This window comes from Chitinophaga sp. W2I13, assembly GCF_050434005.1.
Classification (GTDB): domain Bacteria; phylum Bacteroidota; class Bacteroidia; order Chitinophagales; family Chitinophagaceae; genus Chitinophaga.
The window spans coordinates 3,603,813-3,627,459 of sequence record NZ_JBNPWD010000001.1 but is presented as its reverse complement, the minus strand read 5'-3'; the positions used below and the strand labels follow the sequence as shown (position 1 = coordinate 3,627,459).

At 46.2% G+C, this 23,647-nt stretch carries 23 protein-coding genes; 12 read left to right on the top strand and 11 right to left on the bottom strand.

Features of this window, described 5'->3' with window-relative positions; genetic code table 11:
• Positions 1-17: 17 nt before the first annotated feature.
• Complete coding sequence (locus tag QFZ48_RS14970; protein ID WP_370912536.1) at positions 18-788, bottom strand: AMP nucleosidase; 771 nt, start codon at positions 786-788, stop codon at positions 18-20.
• 93 nt (positions 789-881) lie between these two features.
• Between QFZ48_RS14970 and QFZ48_RS14965 the strand changes: the two genes are divergently transcribed.
• Complete coding sequence (locus QFZ48_RS14965; RefSeq protein ID WP_370912537.1) at positions 882-1,325, top strand: type I restriction enzyme HsdR N-terminal domain-containing protein; 444 nt, start codon at positions 882-884, stop codon at positions 1,323-1,325.
• A 238-nt stretch (positions 1,326-1,563) separates the two neighbouring features.
• Here the strand turns inward: QFZ48_RS14965 and QFZ48_RS14960 are convergent, their stop codons facing one another.
• The 4 genes from QFZ48_RS14960 to QFZ48_RS14945 form a co-directional block, all read right to left on the bottom strand.
• Positions 1,564-2,982 (bottom strand): Glu/Leu/Phe/Val family dehydrogenase, encoded by a 1,419-nt coding sequence (locus tag QFZ48_RS14960; protein ID WP_079470855.1) that lies wholly within the window; start codon positions 2,980-2,982, stop codon positions 1,564-1,566.
• A 43-nt stretch (positions 2,983-3,025) separates the two neighbouring features.
• Positions 3,026-3,262 carry a CcmD family protein gene (locus QFZ48_RS14955; protein ID WP_370912538.1) on the bottom strand — a complete coding sequence of 79 codons (237 nt, stop codon included), beginning with the start codon at positions 3,260-3,262 and terminating at the stop codon, positions 3,026-3,028.
• Positions 3,259-3,921 (bottom strand): cytochrome c biogenesis protein CcsA, encoded by a 663-nt coding sequence (ccsA, locus tag QFZ48_RS14950; protein ID WP_370912539.1) that lies wholly within the window; start codon positions 3,919-3,921, stop codon positions 3,259-3,261. The genes QFZ48_RS14955 and ccsA overlap by 4 nt, the downstream gene beginning before the upstream one ends.
• A gap of 145 nt (positions 3,922-4,066) precedes the next feature.
• The gene (locus QFZ48_RS14945; protein WP_429062850.1) at positions 4,067-4,735 is read right to left on the bottom strand and encodes a heme exporter protein CcmB; all 669 of its coding nucleotides are present in this window, start codon (positions 4,733-4,735) and stop codon (positions 4,067-4,069) included.
• Positions 4,736-4,860: 125 nt separating this feature from the next.
• Here QFZ48_RS14945 and accC point away from each other — a divergent pair, with 125 nt between their 5' ends.
• Together accC and QFZ48_RS14935 are read left to right on the top strand one after the other, a co-directional pair.
• Complete coding sequence (gene accC / locus QFZ48_RS14940) at positions 4,861-6,351, top strand: acetyl-CoA carboxylase biotin carboxylase subunit (protein ID WP_429051371.1); 1,491 nt, start codon at positions 4,861-4,863, stop codon at positions 6,349-6,351.
• 76 nt (positions 6,352-6,427) lie between these two features.
• Complete coding sequence (locus tag QFZ48_RS14935) at positions 6,428-6,910, top strand: GtrA family protein (RefSeq protein WP_429051374.1); 483 nt, start codon at positions 6,428-6,430, stop codon at positions 6,908-6,910.
• Between the two features lie 38 nt (positions 6,911-6,948).
• On the opposite strand, the gene QFZ48_RS14930 is transcribed toward QFZ48_RS14935, so the two are convergent.
• Positions 6,949-7,518 (bottom strand): thymidine kinase, encoded by a 570-nt coding sequence (locus QFZ48_RS14930; RefSeq protein WP_370912543.1) that lies wholly within the window; start codon positions 7,516-7,518, stop codon positions 6,949-6,951.
• A gap of 89 nt (positions 7,519-7,607) precedes the next feature.
• Here QFZ48_RS14930 and QFZ48_RS14925 point away from each other — a divergent pair, with 89 nt between their 5' ends.
• The gene (locus QFZ48_RS14925; RefSeq protein WP_429062848.1) at positions 7,608-8,573 is read left to right on the top strand and encodes a hypothetical protein; all 966 of its coding nucleotides are present in this window, start codon (positions 7,608-7,610) and stop codon (positions 8,571-8,573) included.
• Here QFZ48_RS14925 and QFZ48_RS14920 read toward each other — a convergent pair.
• Together QFZ48_RS14920 and QFZ48_RS14915 are read right to left on the bottom strand one after the other, a co-directional pair.
• Positions 8,543-8,908 carry a 3-deoxy-D-manno-octulosonic acid transferase gene (locus QFZ48_RS14920; RefSeq protein ID WP_429062846.1) on the bottom strand — a complete coding sequence of 122 codons (366 nt, stop codon included), beginning with the start codon at positions 8,906-8,908 and terminating at the stop codon, positions 8,543-8,545. The two genes, QFZ48_RS14925 and QFZ48_RS14920, sit on opposite strands and share 31 nt — an antisense overlap.
• A gap of 34 nt (positions 8,909-8,942) precedes the next feature.
• On the bottom strand, positions 8,943-9,806 hold the full coding sequence (locus tag QFZ48_RS14915; RefSeq protein WP_429062845.1) for a 3-deoxy-D-manno-octulosonic acid transferase: 864 nt from the start codon (positions 9,804-9,806) through the stop codon (positions 8,943-8,945).
• A gap of 109 nt (positions 9,807-9,915) precedes the next feature.
• Between QFZ48_RS14915 and QFZ48_RS14910 the strand changes: the two genes are divergently transcribed.
• The 6 genes from QFZ48_RS14910 to rfbD are packed head-to-tail and all read left to right on the top strand — an operon-like array spanning position 9,916 to position 15,888.
• Positions 9,916-11,043, top strand: a complete 1,128-nt coding sequence (locus QFZ48_RS14910; protein ID WP_429051381.1) for a DegT/DnrJ/EryC1/StrS family aminotransferase — start codon at positions 9,916-9,918, stop codon at positions 11,041-11,043.
• A gap of 9 nt (positions 11,044-11,052) precedes the next feature.
• Positions 11,053-12,366: a UDP-glucose dehydrogenase family protein gene (locus QFZ48_RS14905; RefSeq protein ID WP_429051384.1), complete on the top strand. Its 1,314-nt coding sequence runs from the start codon at positions 11,053-11,055 to the stop codon at positions 12,364-12,366.
• Between the two features lie 17 nt (positions 12,367-12,383).
• Positions 12,384-13,328 (top strand): UDP-glucuronic acid decarboxylase family protein, encoded by a 945-nt coding sequence (locus QFZ48_RS14900; protein WP_370912548.1) that lies wholly within the window; start codon positions 12,384-12,386, stop codon positions 13,326-13,328.
• Between the two features lie 13 nt (positions 13,329-13,341).
• Positions 13,342-14,397 carry a dTDP-glucose 4,6-dehydratase gene (gene rfbB, locus QFZ48_RS14895; protein WP_429051388.1) on the top strand — a complete coding sequence of 352 codons (1,056 nt, stop codon included), beginning with the start codon at positions 13,342-13,344 and terminating at the stop codon, positions 14,395-14,397.
• A 54-nt stretch (positions 14,398-14,451) separates the two neighbouring features.
• Complete coding sequence (gene rfbC / locus QFZ48_RS14890; protein WP_429051391.1) at positions 14,452-15,012, top strand: dTDP-4-dehydrorhamnose 3,5-epimerase; 561 nt, start codon at positions 14,452-14,454, stop codon at positions 15,010-15,012.
• 9 nt (positions 15,013-15,021) lie between these two features.
• On the top strand, positions 15,022-15,888 hold the full coding sequence (gene rfbD / locus QFZ48_RS14885; protein ID WP_429051393.1) for a dTDP-4-dehydrorhamnose reductase: 867 nt from the start codon (positions 15,022-15,024) through the stop codon (positions 15,886-15,888).
• Between the two features lie 450 nt (positions 15,889-16,338).
• Here rfbD and QFZ48_RS14880 read toward each other — a convergent pair whose 3' ends face one another.
• Entirely contained in the window at positions 16,339-17,034 is a 696-nt protein-coding gene (locus QFZ48_RS14880; protein ID WP_429051394.1) for a hypothetical protein, read from the bottom strand.
• 161 nt (positions 17,035-17,195) lie between these two features.
• On the opposite strand from QFZ48_RS14880, the gene tyrS reads away from it, so the two are divergent.
• A complete protein-coding gene (gene tyrS, locus QFZ48_RS14875) occupies positions 17,196-18,476 on the top strand; it encodes a tyrosine--tRNA ligase (RefSeq protein ID WP_429062843.1) in 1,281 nt (426 codons plus the stop codon).
• Between the two features lie 102 nt (positions 18,477-18,578).
• On the opposite strand, the gene QFZ48_RS14870 is transcribed toward tyrS, so the two are convergent.
• Together QFZ48_RS14870 and QFZ48_RS14865 are read right to left on the bottom strand one after the other, a co-directional pair.
• Positions 18,579-19,865: an amidohydrolase family protein gene (locus QFZ48_RS14870; RefSeq protein WP_429062841.1), complete on the bottom strand. Its 1,287-nt coding sequence runs from the start codon at positions 19,863-19,865 to the stop codon at positions 18,579-18,581.
• A gap of 40 nt (positions 19,866-19,905) precedes the next feature.
• Complete coding sequence (locus QFZ48_RS14865; RefSeq protein ID WP_429062839.1) at positions 19,906-22,953, bottom strand: amidohydrolase family protein; 3,048 nt, start codon at positions 22,951-22,953, stop codon at positions 19,906-19,908.
• 189 nt (positions 22,954-23,142) lie between these two features.
• Here QFZ48_RS14865 and QFZ48_RS14860 point away from each other — a divergent pair, with 189 nt between their 5' ends.
• On the top strand, positions 23,143-23,586 hold the full coding sequence (locus QFZ48_RS14860; protein WP_429051402.1) for a hypothetical protein: 444 nt from the start codon (positions 23,143-23,145) through the stop codon (positions 23,584-23,586).
• Positions 23,587-23,647 lie beyond the last annotated feature (61 nt).

Below are 23,647 nucleotides of genomic sequence, written 5' to 3'. Positions count from 1 at the left end.
CGGAAGATACAACAATTCTAAAAACGCAGGTGCTTCACGGTCTGGTGACTTTCAATCAGCTTCTGTAAGGAGTCGATGCCTACTTTAAGATGGCGTTCCACAAATTTAGTGGTCACCTTTTTGTCGCTTTCTTCCGTTTTTACGCCTTCCGGCACCATCGGCTGATCAGATACCAGCAATAAAGCACCGGTAGGGATCTTGTTAAAGAAACCAACAGAAAAGATGGTGGCTGTTTCCATATCCACTGCCATTGCTCTTATCTTTTCCAGGTATTGTTTAAATGCGGCATCATGCTCCCATACACGTCTGTTGGTGGTATAGCAGGTGCCTGTCCAGTAATCGTAACCGGAATCACGGATCGTGGTGGAAATGGCTTTTTGCAAAGCAAATGCAGGCAGTGCGGGTACTTCCGGGGGGAAATAATCGTTGCTGGTACCTTCCCCGCGGATAGCGGCGATAGGCAGTATCAGGTCGCCGATGTTATTCTTCTTTTTTAATCCGCCGCATTTTCCGAGGAATAATACTGCTTTCGGGGAGATGGCAGATAACAGGTCCATTACGGTAGCAGCACCCGGGCTTCCCATACCAAAGTTGATAATGGTAATATCACCTGCCGTAGCGCATTGCATAGGCCGGCCAACGCCAACGATTTCCACGTTGTTCCATTCGGCAAACATTGTTACATAATTACTGAAGTTGGTGAGGAGGATGTGGGAGCCAAATTGATCCAGTTTCTCACCCGTGTAGCGGGGCAGCCAGTTAGCTACAATTTCGTCTTTTGTCTTCATAGCTTTTTGACAAGCAAATATAAGGTTTTGTTCGCTAACCCCAATATTATCCTAATGTAACTATCTTCGCAACGGTATTAAATCAGTTATATCTTGATCGCGATCAGCTTCCCTCCACCCGATTTCAAAATTATGAAAGAAGGCAGCAAAGAACTCATCTTTGACCGCTTCCGTAAAAAATATGTGGTACTCACACCGGAAGAGTGGGTACGGCAAAATTTCCTGAACTACCTGGTGAAAGTGCTGAATTACCCGGCATCCCTGATAGGTATTGAAAAGGAAATTTTTCTGGGAGAGATGAAGAAGCGATTCGACATCGTGATCTACAACCGTGCAACACAACCCTGGATGCTGGTGGAATGCAAAGAAATGAATGTACCGCTCACCGAGCACACCATGCAGCAGGTGATCCGCTATAACATGGTAATTCCCGCCACCTACCTGGTGATCACCAACGGCCTGAACACCTTCTGCGGCAATTACGTGGCGGCCGAAAATAAATGGCGGTTCCTGCGCGAGTTACCGGGGTTTGCTTAGCGCGCCTTCGGCGCGGAAATTGTCTTGGAGCGCTGATTACGCTGATTTTACTGATTAGCTTGATTTGATCATTTTGGATTTTAAAAGATTTGGGGAGATATAAGCGGATATATTCGCTTTTATCTCCCCAAAATATTTATCAAAAAAAATCCTAAATGTAAAAATCAAGCTAATCAGTAAAATCAGCGTAATCAGCGCTCCAAGACAATTTCCGCGCCAAAGGCGCGCTCCGCGCTCATCAAGGGAAAATGCCCAGTTGCTCGTAAGCCGCACCTACTTTGTTAATGGCTACTACGTAAGCGGCTGTACGCATATCATGGATCTGCGGGTTTGCCATCATTACGTCGCGTACTTCGTGGAGTGCAGCGTGCATGGTTTCTTCCAGGCCGGAATATACCAGGTCTACTTCATCCGCACCATGGGCAATGAACTTTCTTTCTTTATCAGAAACAGTTTTGCCGGTCAGCTCTTCGATGGTTTGCAGGATATGAATGTTCATATTTTCATCGAAGCGTTTGCCCAAACGGCCGTAACGCACGTGGCTGAGGTTTTTCAGCCATTCGAAATAAGAAACGGTTACACCGCCGGCGTTCAGGAACATATCCGGCACCACGATCACGCCTTTCTTATTCAGGATTTCATCCGCTTCCGGTGTTAAAGGACCATTGGCAGCTTCACCGATGATCTTTGCTTTAACGTTGGGAGCGTTGTGTTTATCAATTACATTTTCCAGGGCAGCAGGGATCAGGATTTCACAATCCAGTTCCAGGCCATCTGTATTTTTATTGAGGTTGGTAGCGCCGGCGAAGTTTACGATAGAACCGGTGGCTTTTTTGTGCATCAGTACTTCATCAGGATTCATACCCTGTTCGTTATAGATGGCGCCATCCCACTCGATCAGGCAGATTACTTTGGCGCCTGCTTCATGGAAGTATTTAGCAGCGTGGTACCCCACGTTACCCATTCCCTGTACAATCACTCTTTTTCCTTCGATGCCGGTGGTAAGACCAAGGCGGTCCATGTCTTCCTTGATGTTACACAGTTCGCGTAAACCGTAGAACACACCTAAACCGGTTGCTTCTGTACGACCGCGCACACCGCCCTGTGATACAGGTTTACCGGTAACGCAACCGTAGCCGTCAATTTCTCCCGGGCGCAGGCTCATGTAAGTATCCAGGATCCAGCTCATTTCCCTTTCGCCGGTACCGTAATCAGGAGCAGGAACATCTGTACCTGGTCCGATAAAGTTTTTCTTTACCAGTTCCGCGGTATAACGACGGGTAATCGCTTCCAGCTGAAAGGGCGTATAGTTGCGGGGGTTGATTTTCAAACCACCTTTGGCACCACCAAACGGCACGTTCACAATGGCGCATTTGTAGGTCATCAGGGATGCCAGGGCCATTACTTCGTCCTGGTTTACTTCATCGCTGAAGCGGATACCACCTTTGCAGGGAAGTTTATGATGTGAATGTTGTACGCGGTAAGCTTCAATCACCTGTACAGAATCGCCTATTCTCACCGGGAATTTAATCTGGTAAACGGCGTTGCAGGCCTTGATCTGCTCCAGGATACCTTTGTCCCATTTAGTGAATGCAGCTGCTTTGTCGAAGCTTTTCTCCACACTCTGGAAGAAGCTATAATGCTGATCTTGCGACATAAATTATTGTTTTGGTATAACGATTAGATTTTAAATTTTCGGGTTACTGATTTTTATCTTTTTCTTCCAGCTTACCGATCTTTCTGTCCAGATTGATAAGAAATAACACGATTCCCAGGAAGATGATCACTAAAACACCAACAATGACATAAATTTTATCGTTGCTGCGGAAGAATTCGTTGACCGCTCCTTTCTCTGTATTCTGCTGTTGTGCATTTGCCAGTACCGAAATGAATAGCAAGGCCAGGGTCAGGCAAAATGAAAACGCTCTATTGATCATTTAAAAATATTTTTAAGCTGTAATTTCCTGTAACGTACTACCAGTGTGAATATCCACACACTCAGCAGGGTCCAGCCAATAAAGGCGGGATACAACACCAGTTTCATGGAGCCATCGGTATCTTTTGACGCAAAGCCTGGTGTGGTAGCGCTTCCCGGATGCAGGGAGTCCACCATGCGGGGAATGATATAAGTTAAGGGTATCAGCAATGCAAACGCAAAAATGTTGAAAACTGCGGATATCCGTGCCCGTTTGTCGAGGTCGTGTATGCTCATGCGCAGCACCAGGTAAGCCATATAGATAAGAATGGCGATGGCGGTGCACATCTGTTTGGGATCGTCTGTAAGCGTGCCGCCCCAGGTATAGGTAGCCCAGAGCGTACCTGTTGCGAAGCCCAATACGCCGAAGAAAGTACCCACTCCTGCAGCGCTGGAGGCAATCACATCTTTCTTTAAATCGTATTTCGACAGATAAAGCAGCGAGTTGATAATAGATATGGTGTACATGGTATACATACATATCCACATCGGTACGTGAAAGAACAATCCGCGGGATGATTGTCCGTTGGTTCCTATTATAGGTATTTTAACAGTGAACCCGGCGATAATTACATATAAAAGAAGCAGTATCGCTAATGCTTTCCACCAATGTCTGGCCATTTTTTAATAGCTATATTCGGGGGCAAACCTACACGTTTTAAACCTAATCACAAAGATTTTCGGGGATTTTAAGTTTATCCAACGGCAGTAATTCCCCGTTAAATATCCTTTACAGAAGTGAGCTTTTTGTTTGATATTTCTAATATCAGTCTTTCCACAAAAATGGGAAAAGGATCATTGTCAGGGCAATAACCAGTATATCCATTCCCCCGAGCAACAGGAACATTTTAGGCAGTTCCGGCTGATATACGGTTACAAAGGCAGATAAAGAGATGTTGGCCAGCAGCATCAACACCGGCATAATCAGGGGGAAACCCATCACGGCCATCAGTGCTGCATTGTGATTGGCCTGGGCGGCAATAGCCGCCAGCATGGTAAATAGCAGGGAGATACTGGTACCGCCCAGGAGTACCATGCCCACAAAATAAATGGGGTTGATAATGGGATTGCCCAGGAACGCAATGCTGCAAACCAAAGCAATAATGCTCATGAGGGTCATTAAGATCATATTGTAGATCAGCTTGGCCGCAATAAAACAGCGCGGATTCACCAGGGAATAGAAATACAGGAGCCGTCCCCTGCTTTCCTGCATAAAACTTTTAGCGACGGCATTTACTGCCACAAACAGCTGTATCACCCAGAAAAGGGCATTCCATACTTTGTCGTCCGGTCGTCCCATCATCAGGTTGATGACAAAAACAGTAGACACAATATAGAGCAGTACCCCATAAAAAGCATACTGCTGGCGTAATTCCAGCGTAAGATCCTTTTTCACGAGGGTAAATGTCTGATGTATGGGATTGCTTTTTTTCATGATCAGGCGCAAAGATAGTTATTCACAATTAGCTTTCAGCCGTTACCCATTTTTAAGTATATTTAGCCCCTCATTAAAAAATGACATCCCCATAGCAAAGGGGCCTTGTTAAAAGCAAACTGCTGATGAAGAAAATTCTGGTTGCCAATCGGGGAGAGATTGCATTACGCATTATGCGTTCTGCACATGAAATGGGTATAAAAACAGTGGCGGTATATTCCGAAGCGGATCGATCCATGCCCTTTGTACAATATGCAGATGAAGCCGTTTGCATTGGTCCCGCACCTTCCAATCAATCTTACCTGCTGGGCGAAAAAATAATTGCCGTGGCTAAAGAAAAAGGAGCGGATGGCATTCACCCGGGATATGGTTTTTTAAGTGAAAATGCCCGTTTTGCACAACAGGTAACGGATGCCGGTATTACTTTCATTGGTCCGTCTGCCGCTTCCATTGAGGTAATGGGCAGTAAGCTGGCTGCCAAACAGGCGGCGCAGAAATTCGGCGTCCCCATGGTTCCGGGCACAGAAACGCCTTTACGCAGTGTGGAGGAGGCCAGGGAAGTGGTAAAGAAAACAGGCTTTCCTATCCTGATCAAAGCTTCCGCCGGTGGTGGTGGTAAAGGAATGAGGGTGGTTAATGCCCCGGAAGAACTGGATGAGCAGATCAGGATGGCTAAAAGCGAAGCCCTCAGCGCCTTTGGTGACGACGCCGTATTTATAGAAAAGTATGTGGGTTCGCCACGGCATATAGAAATACAGGTATTGGGCGACCGCCACGGTAACTGTGTATATTTATTTGAAAGGGAGTGTTCTATTCAAAGACGCCACCAGAAGCTGATTGAAGAGGCGCCGTCGTCCTGCCTCACACCGGCCATCCGCGCCGCTATGGGCCAGTGTGCCGTAGATGTGGCCAAAGCCTGCAACTATTATGGCGCCGGCACCGTGGAATTCCTGGTAGATGACCAGTTGAACTTCTACTTCCTGGAAATGAATACCCGCCTGCAGGTGGAGCATCCGGTTACGGAACTGATCACCGGTCTCGACCTCGTAAAAGAACAGATTAAGGTGGCCCGGGGAGAAAAATTATCTTTCACCCAGGAAAGCCTGAAAATAAACGGCCATGCCATTGAACTGCGTATCTGCGCTGAAGATCCGGGCAATAACTTTCTGCCGGACACCGGTAAGCTGGAAACCTATATCCGTCCGCAGGGTTATGGCGTGCGGGTAGATGACGGATATGAACAAGGCATGGATATTCCCATTTACTACGATCCGATGATTGCCAAGCTCATCGCCTGGGGCAGCAACCGGGAAGAAGCCCGGCTTCGCCTGATCCGCGCCATTGAAGAATACCAGGTAAAAGGGATCAAAACCACCCTGCCTTTCGGTAAATGGGCACTGCAGCAGCCTGCCTTCATTGAAGGAGATTTTGACACCAACTTTATCAATAAATATTTTACGCCACAGTCGCTGCTTACAGACGAAGCAGACCTCAATAAACTGGCGGCAATCCTGGCTGCATACGTATGGCAGCAAAACAATATAAATTTACAGGAAGCGGCTATCAGCAATCATCCACGTGAATCGGCCTGGAAAAAAAGGAATATGTTAAGATAAGCCAAAACAGTTGTTAACTTTCGTTAAAGTGTTTCCTGAAAACCCGAAAACGCATAACTTTGCGCCAATTTTAATTATGTTACGTAACATCATATTACAGATCCTTCAGTTCTTTTACCAGCCCTTTTCGAAGGTGATGCCCTGGCAAACCTTCCGCTACTTAGCATGTGGCGGGGGCAATACCGTATTGGATATATGCCTGTATTATGTATGTTATAATTTTATACTGCACCAGCAAATGGTTCACCTGGGGCCGGTTAGCATGAGCGCGCATATCGCTGCCCTCTTTATGTCAATGGCGGTTACCTTTCCTACCGGTTTCCTGCTCAGCAAATATGTAGTGTTCTCTGAATCCAATTTACGCGGACGCGTACAATTGCTCCGTTACTTCATGCTGGTAGGCATCTGTATTGTACTGAACTATTTATTAATGAAGATATTTGTGGACCACCTGCACTTGTATGCCACCGTAGGTAAGATCTGTACCACTGTGCTGGTAGTAACTTTCAGCTATCTGACCCAGAAGAAATTTACCTTTAAAGTGAAACAACAGGCATAAAGTAAAAAGGAAGGTCGCTGACCTTCCTTTTTACTTTATCATACATTTTCGTAATAGCAATGCCTGCATCTCGGTTCATACAGATCCTTCTCTCCCAGCAACAATGTTTCTTTTGATGCCGATTTACGGTAAGAGTAATTGGCAATATGACCGCACTTCACACAGATGGCGTGCAACTTGGTAATATAATCTGCTTTTGCCAGCAGGAAGGGCATCTGACCAAATGGCTTGCCTGTGAAATCCATATCCAGTCCGGCAACGATTACACGCACCCCACGAAGCGCCAGCTGATCACATACATTGGGTAACTCATCATCAAAAAACTGCGCTTCATCAATACCTACCACATCTACTTCCTGGGCCAGCAACAGGATTTGCTGGGAATTTTCTATTGGTGTGGAAATAATTTTATTGTCGTCATGCGACGTAAGGCTTCTTTCATCAAACCGGGTGTCTATGGCAGGCCCGAATATTTCTACCTTTAAATTGGCGATACGTACCCGTTTGAGCCGGCGGATCAGTTCTTCGGTTTTCCCCGAAAACATAGAGCCGCAAATTACCTCGATCCAGCCCCTCCGCCCTCCTGCAAGAGAAGGTTCAATAAACATATTATACTAATTTGATTATTAATTAATTAAAATATTCTAATTTTATGAAAATAAAATAATTCTATCACTAACCCGTTAACAATTAAGGCATGGAAAAAATTAATGCATTAATTGAAAAACTACAGGAATTAAAAAATTCCGGGGCTGAGCTTTCTGCAATTTCGTACTACGCGCAATTGCTCCAGGCAGAGGTGTTGCATGCGCGTAACAAGCTGCATCAGCAACAGGTGCAATCTACACAGGGAAATATCGCGGTGATCATGCCTGCGCAACAACCGATAACGGTACCGGCGCCGGCAGCAACTGCGCCGCAAACTACAACATTACCTTCAAATAAACCGGCGGAAGCGCCAATTGCCACCGCTGAGCCTGAAGATATCAATACCCGCGCAGCCAGGCTAAATGATACGCCTACCCGTAATACGGTAATACTTACTGAAGATATTAATGGCCGCGCCTCCAGGACAGAAGAACCTTCAGCTACCAAACCTGTGGAAATGCCTAAAGCCACGCCAATGGAAACGCCGATAGCGGCTGTGCCTCCGGCGGCCGACCTGGTACCACCCAAACCGGAACCGGTTGTCACTGCCCAACCCATTCCCACGCTGGCAATTAATCAATCTCCTGTTGAAAAAACAAAACCCGCGCAGGCTGCTACCCTGTTCGACGATATACAACCTGTAAAAAACACGCCGCCGGTGGCCAACAACGGCGAACTCCGAAAAGATCTCAACGAACTTGCCGGCAGCAACGGTACTTCACTAAACGACCGTTTGCGGCAACAACAGGTAGAAGTAGCGCAGAAACTTGGTGAGATGCCTATTAATGATCTGCGGCAGGCCATTGGTATCAATGAAAAATACCAGTTCATTCAGGAGCTGTTCCGGGGCGACCGCGACCTGTACGAACGTTCTATCAAAACCATCAATGAATGTAGTAATCTCCAGGAAGCGGATTACTGGATCCAGCGTGAAATAAAAATTATACAGGGATGGGAAGACGACCATCACCTGGTGCAGCACTTCTATTCGTTGCTCAAAAAGCGTTTCTCCTGAATATAATCTAACACCTTTTGGGTAGCTCCGGTATTGGCGGCTACATAATTTCCAGCGATGGCGGCTACTTCAGCACAGGCTACCTTGTCGGCCAGGAGCATCTCCATACAGGTGTGGAGGTTTCTGTAATTATGTACTACCAATGCGCCACCCGCGGCCACCAGCTCCACTGCTTCGAAGTATTTCCCGAATTCCGGTCCTATGATCACCGGCTTGCTGTAAACGGCCGGCTCCAGTATATTATGTATGCCGTCCTTGCCAAAGCCCCCTCCTACATAAGTGATAGCAGCATAACGATAGAGCGTAGTGAGCATGCCGATATTATCTATGATCAATACATCCCCCTGCCTGTTATTTCCTTGCTTTAGTTCAGAGAAGCGCTGCGCATCCGGAAAACAAAGCCTGTATCGACTGGATATGGTGATCATCAATTTCATGGGGTGCAAGGACCAGCTTTACGTCTGTTTCTTCCTTTTCTTTCCACCAGTCGCCCAGGATTTTTTCATCGGATGGCCAGGTACTACCGGCTACGACTAATCGCTTTTCGCCGGCAAAAACGGAAATTTCAGGCAATTCCCTGTATTCATTGAGCAGGGCGGCCACCCGGTCGAACCGTGTGTCCCCGCTGATGCTGCTATTTTGCAACCCTATTCCGCGAAGTAATTGAAGGGATGCCTCATTCTGTACAAAAATATGTGTCAGGTGGCGCAGGAGGCCGCGGAACATGTTGCCATATCCCTTAAAAAATACCTGATCGGGCCGGAAAATGCCAGATACCAGCAGGGTCGGGATATTCCTTTGATGGAGTGTAGTCAGGTAATGATACCAGAATTCATATTTTATGAAGATAGCCAGGGCGGGCTGAACAATATCTATAAAATCCCGGGCGTTGCTGCGGGTATCCAGGGGCAGGTAATAAACATGGTCCGCGCCTTTATAGTCTTTCCGGACCTCATACCCCGAAGGCGAAAAAAATGTTAACAAAATTTCATATGAGGGCCAGGCAGCGCGGATTGCCTCCAGCACCGGCCTCCCCTGCTCAAATTCCCCCAGGGAGGCAGCATGGATCCATACTACCGGACGAGAGCCGATTCCGTCCTTCCGCATACGCGATTGCCAGTTCTGCCGGCCTTCCAGCCAGCGCCGGGCTTTGGTTTTGCCTGCCAATGCGGCCAGGTGAACTCCCGCTTTATACAATTGAAGCCCTGCATTATAAATTCCTGTTGCTATCATTCGCCTGCGTACTTTTACTTAATTTTCAGCTGAATGCAAAGATAATCCCCAGCCAATCCCAAAATTTGTAAATTTGCACACTTTAAACAAAATAAAAATATACGATCATATGGTTCCTATTCAGATGGTAGACTTGAAACGCCAGTATACGAAGATTAAATCACAGGTAGATGCAGCCATCGGCGAAGTGCTGGATAGTTCCGCTTTTATTAATGGTGGCGCGGTTCAGAAGTTTAGCACTGAATTGCAGTCATACCTGGACGTAAAGCATGTGATTCCCTGTGCAAATGGTACAGACGCGCTTCAAATTGCCATGATGGCGCTCGGACTGGAACCAGGCGATGAGGTAATAACTCCCTCATTCACCTTTATAGCCACCGCGGAGGTAATCGCCCTGTTACAACTGAAACCCGTTTTTGTGGATGTAGATCCTCAAACCTACTGCGTGGATGTAGCTGCCATAGAAAAAGCAATTACCCCCAGAACCAAAGCCATCGTGCCGGTACATTTATACGGTCATGTAACGGATATGGAACCGTTGATGGCGCTGGCGGCAAAACATAAACTGTACGTGATTGAAGATAATGCCCAGGCTATTGGCGCCGATTATACTTTTAGCGACGGCACAAAGAAAAAAGCCGGTGCTATTGGTCATATTGGCTGCACTTCTTTCTTCCCTTCAAAAAATCTGGGTTGTTATGGAGATGGTGGCGCCATTTTTACAAATGATGATGAACTGGCGGCGAAGATTCGCATGGTCGCCAATCATGGCCAATCTGCCCGCTATTATCATGATGTCGTAGGCTGCAACTCCCGTCTCGATTCTGTACAGGCAGCCGTATTGCGTATTAAACTGCCATTACTGGATCAATATATTACTGCACGCCGTAAGGTGGCAGATGCATATGATGCTGCATTTGCAGATATGCCACAAATAACAACACCTTATCGCGCTCCGTACAGCTACCATGTATTTCATCAGTATACACTGCAGTTAAATGGCGCTGACAGAAATGAGCTGCAGAAATACCTGGCAGAAAAAGAGGTACCTGCAATGATATATTATCCTGTTCCTGCCCACCGCCAGAAAATGTTCGAGCATTTTGGTGGCGCGGCCTTTGATCTTCCCGTAACCGATAGTCTCACCACAAAGGTGATTTCCTTGCCAATACACACTGAAATGGATCCCGATCAATTGGAGCACATTATCCAATCCGTTAAATCATTTTTAAAATAATCACCCCGCATGAAAATTACAGTAGTAGGAACTGGTTATGTAGGTCTTGTAACCGGGACTTGTTTTGCCGAAACAGGAAATGATGTCACTTGTGTAGACATTGATGCCAACAAAGTAAAAAAGCTTTCGTCAGGTCAAATTACTATTTATGAACCTGGCCTGGAAAAATTATTTGAGCGCAACCTCAAAGAGGAACGTTTGTTCTTTACCACTAGTTTGGAAGAGGGCATTAAAGATGCTGAAGTAATTTTCCTTGCATTGCCTACCCCTCCGGGAGCAGACGGAGCTGCAGATCTTTCCTTTGTGCTGAATGTAGCAGAGCACCTGGGTAAAATCATGACTGACTACAAAGTTATCGTAGACAAAAGCACCGTACCTGTGGGTACCGCAGAAAAAGTAATCGCTGCCATCGCGAAAAATTGTAAAACCCCATTTGATGTAGTTTCCAACCCGGAATTTTTACGTGAGGGGGTGGCAGTAGACGACTTCATGAAACCAGACAGGGTGGTGATTGGCACTATGTCTGAAAGGGCACGCAAAGTAATGGGAGAATTGTATGCTCCTTTTGTGAGACAAGGAAATCCTATTCTTTTCATGGATGAAAAATCGGCAGAACTCACCAAGTATGCTGCCAATTCCTTCCTGGCCACAAAGATTTCCTTCATGAATGAAATTGCGGTATTATGTGAAAGACTCGGCGCTGATGTAGATATGGTGCGCAAGGGTATTGGTAGTGATGACCGTATCGGTAAACGCTTCCTTTTCCCGGGTATCGGATACGGCGGCAGCTGTTTCCCCAAGGATGTACAGGCATTGGTAAAGTCATCACAGGATGCACAGTACGAATTTAAGATACTGAATGCCGTAATGGATGTAAATGAAAATCAGAAGCTGTTTCTTCTTCCGAAAATAAAAAGTTTCTTTAAAAACGATCTGAAGGGCAAGCATTTTGCGCTCTGGGGACTTGCCTTCAAACCAAATACAGATGACATCAGGGAAGCACCGGCATTGTACATTATTGAAGCATTGCTGGCAGAAGGCGCCACTGTAAGTGTTTTTGATCCGGAAGCTATGGCAAATGTAAAACAGGTAGTGGGAGATAAAATCATCTACGCCGAACATCAATACACTTGCCTGGAAAACGCAGATGCGCTGATTATTGCTACAGAATGGAGTGTATTCAGGACTCCTGACTTCCATAAAATTTCGGCCAGTCTTAAAAATCAGGCTATTTTTGACGGCAGAAATCTTTTCGAAGTCTCCCGCATGAAAGAACTCGGTTACCATTACGAAAGTGTAGGACGTATACCAGCAACATTGTAATTACTTATAACAACAACATGGAAAAGAAAAAAATACTTATTGCCGGTGCAGCTGGATTTCTTGGCTCCCACCTTTGTGATCGTTTTATAAAAGAGGGTTTTCATGTAATTGGCATGGACAACCTCCTTACCGGCAATATCAAAAATATAGAACATCTTTTTCCGTTACCGGAATTTGAATACTATCACCACGATGTTACCAAGTTTGTGCATGTTCCGGGAAAACTGGATTATATACTGAACTTTGCTTCCCCCGCCAGCCCCATTGATTACCTCAAGATGCCTATCCAGACGCTGAAAGTAGGATCATTGGGAACGCATAACCTGCTGGGACTGGCAAAGGAAAAAAAAGCACGTATCCTCGTAGCTTCCACTTCTGAAGTATATGGTGATCCAAACGTACATCCGCAACCGGAAGAATACTGGGGTAATGTAAATCCCGTAGGTCCCAGGGGAGTATATGATGAAGCCAAAAGATTCCTGGAGTCTATTACCATGGCTTATCATAATTTCCATGGTGTAGACACCCGTATCATCCGTATCTTCAACACTTACGGTCCGCGTATGCGACTCAATGACGGCCGTGCACTGCCCGCATTCATGAGCCAGGCGCTGAATGGTCAGGATCTCACCGTATTTGGCGACGGCAGCCAGACCCGTTCCTTTTGTTATGTAGATGACCTCGTGGAAGGTATCTATCGTTTATTATTAAGCGACTACCACCTGCCTGTTAACATCGGCAATCCACAGGAAATCACATTGAACCAGTTTGCTGAAGAGATCATTGCATTAACAGGTTCAAAACAAAAGATTGTTTACCATCCGTTACCAAAAGACGATCCGAAACAACGTCAGCCCGATATTACCAAAGCACGTACACTGTTAGGTTGGGAACCAAAAGTAGGCAGACAGGAAGGATTAAGGATCACATATGAATATTTTAAAGAAGCCTTATTAAAATAAACTTTTCTCCGGAATGAAGCGAAAACTATTAATTACCGGTGGTGCGGGATTCATCGGTTCACATGTGGTAAGGCTATTTGTCAATAAATATCCCGACTACCAGATCGTAAATCTTGATGCTCTTACCTACGCCGGTAATCTGGAAAACCTGACAGATGTAAAAGATAAACCGAATTACATTTTTGAGAAAGGTGATATCACGGAAGAATCTTTTGTTGATGACCTTTTCACCAGGTATCAGTTCGATGGTGTGATCCACCTGGCTGCGGAAAGTCATGTAGACCGCTCCATTATGGATCCGCTGGCGTTTATCAAAACAAATGTGTTAGGTACTGCAGTATTGCTGAACAATGCACGGAAACACTGGAAAGATAACATGAACGGGAAACTTTTCTATCATGTATCCACGGACGAAGTGTATGGATCACTGGGACAGGAAGGTTTTTTTCTTGAAACTACCGCCTACGATCCGCGTTCTCCTTACTCCGCTTCAAAAGCAAGTTCGGATCATTTTGTAATGGCCTATTATCATACTTATCACTTACCTGCTGTTATATCCAATTGTTCCAATAACTACGGTTCTCATCATTTCCCTGAAAAGCTGATACCGCTGGCTATTCACAATATCAAAAACAATAAACCGGTACCCGTTTACGGAAAAGGGGAAAATATACGCGACTGGTTATACGTAAATGACCATGCCCGCGCAATTGACACTATTTTCCATCATGGGAAAGTGGGAGAAACCTATAATGTAGGCGGATTCAACGAATGGAAAAATATTGACCTGATTCAATTATTGTGTAAAATCATGGATAAGAAGCTGGGGCGGCCGGAAGGCGCCTCTGCACAGCTGATTACTTTTGTAAAGGACAGGGCCGGGCATGATCTCCGCTATGCTATTGACGCTACCAAGCTCAATAAAGAACTGGGCTGGGAACCCTCTCTCCAATTTGAAGAAGGCCTGGAAAAGACGGTCGACTGGTACCTGGAGAATGAAACCTGGCTCAACAATGTTACCAGCGGAAACTACCAGCAATATTATAACGAACAATATCAAAAAAGATAGCTGCCGGCGGTTGGCTTTTATAAGCTAACCGCTCACAGCTTTTAGTTATTACACATGCCTTTTCAACAAACCGGAATACCTGACCTGTTAATTTACGAGCCAAAAGTTTTTGGCGATCACCGTGGTTACTTTTTCGAAAGCTATAACGCCAACACCTTCAGTGCAGAAGGTATTGAGTATAAATTCGTACAGGACAACCAGGCACGTTCTACCTATGGTGTGCTCCGTGGACTGCACTACCAGTTGGAGCCTTATGCACAAACAAAACTGGTAAGGGTACTGGAAGGAAGCATCATAGATGCGGTGGTAGACATCCGCAAAGGCTCCCCCACTTACGGTAAATCTTTTGCAATTGAGTTAAGCGCCAGCAATAAACTGCAACTACTGGTGCCTAAAGGATTTGCGCATGGTTACGCAGTGATCAGTGAAACGGCAGAAGTAATGTATAAATGCGACAACTTTTACCATAAAGGCAGTGAAGGCGGCATCATCTATAATGACCCCGCCCTGGGCATCGACTGGGGTATCAACCTGGATGACGCGGTAGTTTCAGACAAAGACCTGATCCTGCCCACGCTTGCAGATATTCAACATAATTTTATTTTTAACAGCTGATCATTTGCCATGAAGAATATTCTTGTTACCGGCGGAAACGGACAACTAGGACAAGCCCTGCAAAAAGTAGCAGGCGATTATCCGCAATTCAACCTGTTATATACCGACTACCAGGACCTTGATATCACGGACGCGGATGCCCTGGCCGCTTATTTTGCTGCCCAACAGATCGATGCCTGTATTAACTGCGCTGCCTATACAGCAGTAGATAAAGCTGAAGAAGATGAAGACAAGGCATTCCTCCTGAATTTCCAGGCGGTACTGAGCCTGGCGGAAATATGCGCCCAATATAATGCCCAGCTGCTGCATATCTCCACGGACTATGTATTCAGCGGAAAACAGAATGTACCTTACACAGAAAACGACGATACTGATCCTGAAAGCATTTACGGCGCCTCTAAAGTGCGTGGGGAAGCGGCGGCTGCTGGTTATAATCCCGACACCATTATACTCCGTACTTCCTGGCTCTACTCCGAATTCGCAGTTAACTTCGTTAAAAGAATGAAACAACTGATGCAGGAAAAACAGGAACTGAATGTTGTTTTTGATCAAACCGGCACCCCTACTTACGCAGGCGACCTGGCTAAAGCAATCCTGGACATCTTACAGTATAAATCAGCCAATCCGGATGCAGCCATCGGCGGCGTATATCATTACAGCAACGAAGGGGTAACCAGTTGGTTCGATTTTGCAGTAACCATTAAAGAAATGACGAACGCTACAACCGCCATATACCCGGTTACTTCCGACAAGTATAAAACGGCCGCTAAACGCCCGGCCTACAGCGTATTAAACAAGGAAAAAATTAAAAGCACTTTTGGCATTACTATTCCCTATTGGAGAGATAGTTTGGCCCAATGCCTGAAAAATATATAACCAGAGCGGAGGTTGTCTTTCTCAGGATTACGCTGATTATGTTGATTACGCTGATTTTATTTTTTTGGATTTTAAAATGATTGGGGAGATATATGACGGGGATTGCTCGAGGATTGACTCGGGGATACTGCATTGATACCCAGCAGATACTTAGCATATGCTTAATACATGCAGATAACCTGGAGCTGACGTGGAGGTGAAGTGGACTTAATGCCAGGACCTTTTACCACAGGGCTTTACAGAGGAAAAGATACAGGACGTTTATGCGAACACTACCGTATAAATGAAACGGCGTTCTTACATACTGGTAAAAATGGGTGAGCAGTATTTAAGACAGGAATTAGCATCTGACCGGTGTATTAATCTTCAAAAATCCCTCCAAAATCACAAAGAGCTAATCAGCAAAATCAGCGTAATCCTGGTAAAGACAACCTTCGCGTTAAAGCATTTTTATTTCTTCAGCGCCGTGATCATAGTTCCTCCCATGTCCTTCCCATCCTTACTGGAAGAAGTTTTCACCGGTCCGAAATCAGGGGCAAACCATTCGATAGCACTGAATTTCATCGGAATTCCCTGCCCCATCATTTTCATCTGGAAATTAATATCATAAGCTATTTTGAAACAATCCCAGCTGCCTGCCGGTGTAGTTACTTTTTCTTTTCCCAATACTTTCCGGTTGCTGATTACATAACTGATCCCCATTTCCATGCCTTTCACATTACCGTTCATTTCAAAGGTGCCACCCGGTAAGTCTTGTCCGGCGTGCATTCCGGATGGATAATCCAGGAAAGAAGCATTGGTTTTGCCTTCCATCTTCATGTCTTTCATCTGCGGCATTACAGGAACGCTCATCTTCATATCAATGGCTACCCCGTTTCCGCTGCATTTAAAATGCCCGGTACCGGAAGTTACCTCCTTATTACTTTTGTCATAAAAGGTATTGGTAAAATCAGACACCGTTCCAGTCTCATCTTTGTGCACGTTCGTGATTTTGTAAATAGTTTTGCCACTGGCCACGCCTTTCGCATCCAGGATGGTCATCTCAATTTCCGCATTGTTGAGCAGGTAATAGTATCCTTTGCAATCCTGCGACAGTGCCGGTACCGTAAATATCAGCGCCAATAAAAGAAAGAGTGCTTTTTTCATAATATTTTATTTGGGGGTAAGAAATCTCAGACCGGCGGCAGGTGCAAACAGCAGGTCTTCTTTATAAATTTACACCGATATTTGTTATACCAGCCCGGAATCCTTAAAATGGGCGAATCCTGCGAATTTTATGTAGGTTTGCAAAAATTGTTATTAAAATCATGAATCTGATAGAAGAGCTGCGCTGGCGGGGTATGCTACAGGATATGATGCCTGGCACGGAAGAGCAACTGAATAAAGAAATGACCACTGCTTATATTGGTTTTGATCCTACAGCAGAGTCGTTACACATCGGCAGCCTGGTACCCATCCTGTTACTGGTGCATCTGCAAAAGGCAGGACATAAGCCCCTGGCGCTGGTGGGCGGCGCTACCGGAATGGTAGGCGACCCCTCCTTTAAAGCGGAAGAACGGAAAATGCTGGACCTGGATACCCTGCAGAAAAATGTAGCCGGTATCAAAGCCCAGCTGGAACGCTTCCTCGACTTCAATGCTGCCAAACCCAATGCAGCTGAAATGGTGAATAACTTCGACTGGTTCCAACATATTTCCTTTCTCGATTTTATTCGCGATACCGGCAAGCACATTACCGTTAACTATATGATGGCCAAAGATTCCGTTAAGAAAAGAATCGAAGGCGACAACGGGATGTCATTCACTGAATTTACCTATCAGCTGATACAGGGTTACGATTTCTATCATTTGTATACTGCCAAAAACTGCAAATTGCAGATGGGAGGCTCAGATCAGTGGGGTAATATTGTTACCGGTACAGAATTGATCCGCCGTAAGGCACGGGGGGAAGCTTTTGCATTTACCTGTCCCCTGATCAAAAAAGCAGATGGCACCAAATTCGGTAAAACCGAGCAAGGCACCGTATGGCTTGATCCTAAACGTACTTCTCCCTACGCATTCTACCAGTTCTGGCTCAGAACAACCGATGTGGATGCAGAAAGCTATATCAAAATATTCACTTTCCTGGAACAACCTGAAGTAGACGCTTTGATAGAAGAACACAGAAAAGATCCGGGACAGCGGTTGTTACAGAAACGTCTTGCTAAAGAAGTAACCGTATTTATTCACGGGGAAGAAAACTATAATTTCGCGGTAGAAGCGGCGTCTATCCTGTATAATAAAAACACTGCCGAATTACTGGTGTCCCTTTCTGAATCCGATCTGATAGAAGTGATGGATGGTGTTCCGCAATACGAAGTACCAAGAGCCGACCTGGAAGCCGGTAAGGATATTGTAAGCCTGCTTGCTGAAACAGGCATTTTCCCCAGCAAAAGCGAAGCCCGTAAAACAGTGCAGGGCGGGGGCGTAAGTGTAAATAAGATAAAAGTGCCCGGCATTGATATGATTGTAAACACATCTTCATTGCTGAGAGATAAATATATTTTATTGCAGAAAGGTAAAAGCTATTTCCTGGTAAAGGCGGTGTAATTCTCCGGTTATACCTGGTAAGAAATATTTAAAAAGAAGAGGGAAGAAAAAGCAATTGTCCGCTTTCTCTTCCCTCTTCTTCTTTCAAAAAAACATCTGCTACTATTTCAACCCATACTTCTTTTCATATTTTTCATATAACTGCTTCTGTTTATTATCCAGGTTTATTTCCCTTCCCTGGATGAATGCCCGCGTAATCACGCTCGACTTCATATCCAGGATATCGCCGGTACTTATGGCAATATTCGCATCCTTGCCGGCCTCCAGTGAGCCGGTAGTTTTATCGATGCCCAGGATTTTAGCTGCATTGAGCGTAATCGCCGACAGTGCTTCTTCTTTTGTTAAACCATAGGTGCTGGCGGTACCTGCTTCAAAACCCAGGTTACGCTGCTGCCAGAAGCCTTCGTTGCTCAGGCAAAACAGCACCCCGGCTTTCTGCAGTTGTGCAGCGGTTTTGTAAGGCTGATCCACATCGTCGTCCTGCATCACCGGCAAAGCATGCGGCTGTGCCAGCACTACCGGGATATTATTTTGTTTCAGGATATCTGCAATGAGCCAGGAATCAGCCCCGCCAACAATCACCACATCGAGCTGGAACTCTTTGGCAAAGTCGATCGCTACCAGCATTTCCTTTACCAGGTCGCAGTGGATAAACAGTTTCTGCTCCCGGTTAAACAGCTTGCGCATCGACTCAAACTTCAGATTGGTAGCGATGTGTTTGCCTTCCTTCTGATAAGCCTTTGCCTCGCGGAAAAATGTTCTTACCGTTTCTATTTGTTCCAGGGCTGCTTTCAGCCGTTCGTTGGGAACAGCCCCACGACCTCCGCCCAGCGGCGCCAGCGGTGGCATAAAAAAGTGCAGGGCATTATCCGTTTTGTAAGCGGCATCTTCCCAGTTCCAGGCATCCAGCTGTACTACAGAAGAAACACCGCTGACAATACCTCCTTCCGGTGTTACCTGAGCCAGCAGGATGCCATTGGAACGCAGGGTGTTGATTACTTTGGAATCGGCATTATACGCAATGATGGAGCGTACGGAGGGGTTTATTTCTCCTACTTCACGCACATCGATGGTGGCGCGCACACTCTCAAATTCCACCAGCCCCAGGTTGGATTCGGGCGCAATGATACCAGGATATACATGCTGTCCTTTCATATCCAGTACCGTGGCATCGCTACCGGCAGCGGGAATGTTATTACCTACTGCAGTAATTTTTCCATGGCTGAATGCAATGGTACCGTTTTCAATCACCTGTCCGTTGCCTACGTGAATAGTGGCATTGGTAAGGTATACAGGCTTGTTTTGCGGGCTTGCCGGAGATATCGTTTCCTGTGCCCGGGCAGTATACATTCCCAGGGTAAGGCTTAATAAAATTAATTGTCTTTTCATCGCTTGTAGCATTTAGCGGTGCTTAAAAATTTCTAACAGATCAATAACCAATAGCTTGCTGATGTCCGCCCTGCAAATCTTCGCAGTGGTAGATTTCTTCCGGCGTCAGCGATGCTTTGCGGGTAGGCGTACCTTTTTTCTTTTCCGCCAGCAGTAACTGGGTAAGCCGGTTACGCTCCGTTGCAATGCGCTTACGCAGCTGCAGATCGCTGTCGCGGTCAAATTCCACGATACCATCCACGATCGTCTTTTCGGCTTTGGCATAAATGCTTAGCGGATTATCGCTCCACAGTACCACATCGGCATCTTTACCGACTTTGATGCTTCCCATGTGATTGTCTACATGCAGCAGTTTAGCGGGGTTGATAGTCACCAGCTTAATGGCTTCTTCTTCCGTCATACCACCGTATTTGATGCTCTTGGCGGCTTCCTGGTTCAGGCGGCGTGCCATTTCCGCATCATCGGAGTTAATAGCGGTAAGCACTCCGGCGCCCTGCATGATGGCAGCGTTGTAAGGAATGGCGTCCTGTACTTCCATTTTATAAGCCCACCAATCGGCGAAGGTGCCTGCCCCTGCGCCATGTGCTTTCATTTTATCGGCTACTTTATATCCTTCCAGGATATGTGTGAACGTATTCACTTTGAAGTGAAAACTATCTGCTACGTGCATCAGCATATTGATTTCGCTCTGCACATAGGAGTGACAGGTAATAAAACGCTTCTGATATAATATTTCCACAAGGGCGTCCAGTTCCAGGTCGCGGCGCTTGCCGGCGCCTTGTTTTTCATAGTCGAGCGCACGTGTAAATGCATCTGTATAAATTTGCTCTACGCCCATTCTTGTTTGCGGGAAACGTACGGTATTACGGTCGCCCCAGTTGGATTGCTTCACGTTCTCTCCCAATGCAAATTTGATGAAAGGATCCCAGTTGGTCACTTTCAGTGCTTCTGCATTTTGCCCCCAACGGAGTTTAATCAGCTGCGACTGCCCGCCGATGGCGTTGGCACTGCCATGCAATAAATGAGAAGCGGTTACGCCGCCGCTCAGCTGACGGTAGATATTCACATCATCGGGGTTGAGTACATCTGCGATCCTTACTTCAGAAGTAACCGACTGCGACGATTCGTTCACTCCCTTACTGATGGCAATATGCGAGTGTTCGTCGATGATGCCGGCACTCAGGTGTTTGCCGGTACCATCAATTACGCGGGCATTGCCGGCAGCCAGGTTTTTACCCACCTGTGCAATTTTGCCGTTGCGGATCAAAACATCTGTATTTTCCAGTTTCCCTTCTTTTTCGCTGGTCCAAACAGTAGCATTTTTGATAAGCAGGTCCTGCTGCGATGGTAACTTCTCCCAGCCATATCCATTCAACGGATAATACAGTGGCCCAATGACCAAAGGTGTTTCTTTCTTTACGGAATCTGCTTTTTCCGGGACGGCCTTTACAAATACAGCATTCCATTTTACAAGATTTCCACTGGTATCGGCGCCGGTGCCGGTCCAGCTGTTATCGCCGATGATACCGCTAAGACGTACATTGCTTTTACTGTTCTTTGCCAGTGTCAGCGACAGGGATACCAGTTTGCCGTTTACATCAATACGGCCGGGAAGCGTATCTTTCTGCAACACAGACAGTAACGGTGCAACAGCGGTACCTCTTACTTCCACAGAGTAGCTGCCGCCGGGGATAAGATTTACGGTATAGATGCCGCGTATATCATTCCAGCCGTCGGCCTTGATGGTATAACGGTTACCTTGTACCCAGTTCTGGTACAGGATGGTTTTTTCGTTGAAAACGGGACCGGAGGTAATGAGGAAATTGGCCAGTTTACCTGGTTCCAGGCTGCCCACTTTATCATAAGCCTTTATAAGTGTGGCTGGGGTTTTGGTCAGGGCTTCCAGGGCTTTCTGTTCGCTGAGGCCATAGCTGATGGCTTTCCGCACATTGGCCAGAAATTGCTTTACATCTTTCAGGTCGGCAGCAGTTAAACAGAAGGGAATATTTGCTTTCTCAAAAGCAGCAGGCTCCGTAGGCGCCATTTCCCAGTGTTTCATTTCGGCCAGTGATACATAGCGTGCATCTGCGGGATCCTCCATATCGATGGCGCCCGGGAAGTTCAGCGGCAATGCGAACGTGGCTTTGGTGGCGGCCATTTCACTGATACGCTGGTATTCATTGCCACCGGCTTTAATAATATACTGTACCCCGAACTCGTCTCCTATCTTATCTGCGCGGAGCGCATCCCATTTATCGGTCACTTCAAACAGCTGAGGCAGCTGCTGACTGGCGTTCCAGGCTTCCAGGCTGAGATTGACTCCTTCCCTGGCAGGCTGGGATTTATACCACTGGGCATCCAGGAACGTTTGTCGCAGGAGGGCGATGCAACCCATGAGGGAGTTAGGATAATTTTGCGTAGAGGTGCCTTTATCAAAAGAATAGGCCGCAGCGGCTTTCTCCCGGATAATGACTTTGTTTTCTTTTGCGGTGGCCAGGGTTACCAGTGCAGCGGTACCACGGGCGATGCCATCGGGCTGTTGGGTAAGCACGGCGCCAAATCCGGCTTCCCGCAGGGGCGTTGCCTTTTCATCATCTGCAGAAAAAAGATCCACGGCATTTACTTCGCTTCTGATGGCCTGGTTCCAGCCATAGGCCCCTTTGGTGTTAGACAGGAACTGAGGAGGTGCATTCCATGCGGAACCGCCCCGTTTAGGCTCCGACAAACCATAATTGCTGAAGATATCCACAAAGGAAGGATAGATATATTTCCCTTTACAATCCACGATCACTGCATCTTTGGGGATGGCAGCCGATACGCCGGCAGACACTATTTTCCCGTCGCGGATCACCAGTGTGGCATTGTTCAGGGTGGTTTGCGGGTCTTTTACAATGGTGGCATGTGTAAAAGCAAAGCACCCTTCGCGGGGATCGGCGATCCCGTTGACCGGATAGGTTTCCTGTGCGCTGACTGCCTGGCCGGTTGCCAGCAGGGCCAGTAACAGCAGTTTACCGCGGTGCCGCTTCATAGCATAGGTAATACACCGCAACAGCAGGGCTGTTCCGGGTTTCTCAAAAGCTCTTTTCATGTAAATCTTTTATTTTTTCGGTTCAGATTCAGTTGATCCGCTAAATGTAATAAATCATTAAGGCGGGACTAAATAAAACGGCATATTTTTTATGAGTGGTAAGTGGATTTTGGATTCACACGAAAAAGGGATAATTTGAAAAGGGTTTACCGCTTAAGTTTGTTTAAATTCGTATAATACTTGCTGACTATGAAGTTTATTTCTGTTTATACATGGATGTTGCTCACCGTTTTTTTTGCAGCAACTACCTTTACTACCAGTGCCCAGGTAAAAGATAGTGCCAATGCAAAAGGCCGCTGGACAGCGGAAGGAAGAGCCGATAAAATCACGGACAAAATCTCCCATAAAGTAAATCTGAACAAAGACCAGGAAAAAAAGATCCTGGTAATCAATCAGGATATTGTGCGCCGGATGGATGCAGTGAAAAACAATCCTTCCCTCTCCAAAAAGGAGCGCATGACACAGTTTAAAGCCCTGGATACGGAGCGCAGCCAGCGTTTCAAAACCGTATTTACGCCCGCGCAGTATAAAAAGTGGAATGATTGGGAAATGACTAAAAAAGAACACCTGGAACAAAAAATGGAAAAAAAGCGGCAAAAGAAGGAAGCTAAAGACTCCACCCAACCGCAATAAATTTCTTAACTTGAAAGATATTGGCAGTGAGTAGTCTCACTGCTTTTTTTATGCCGCGAAA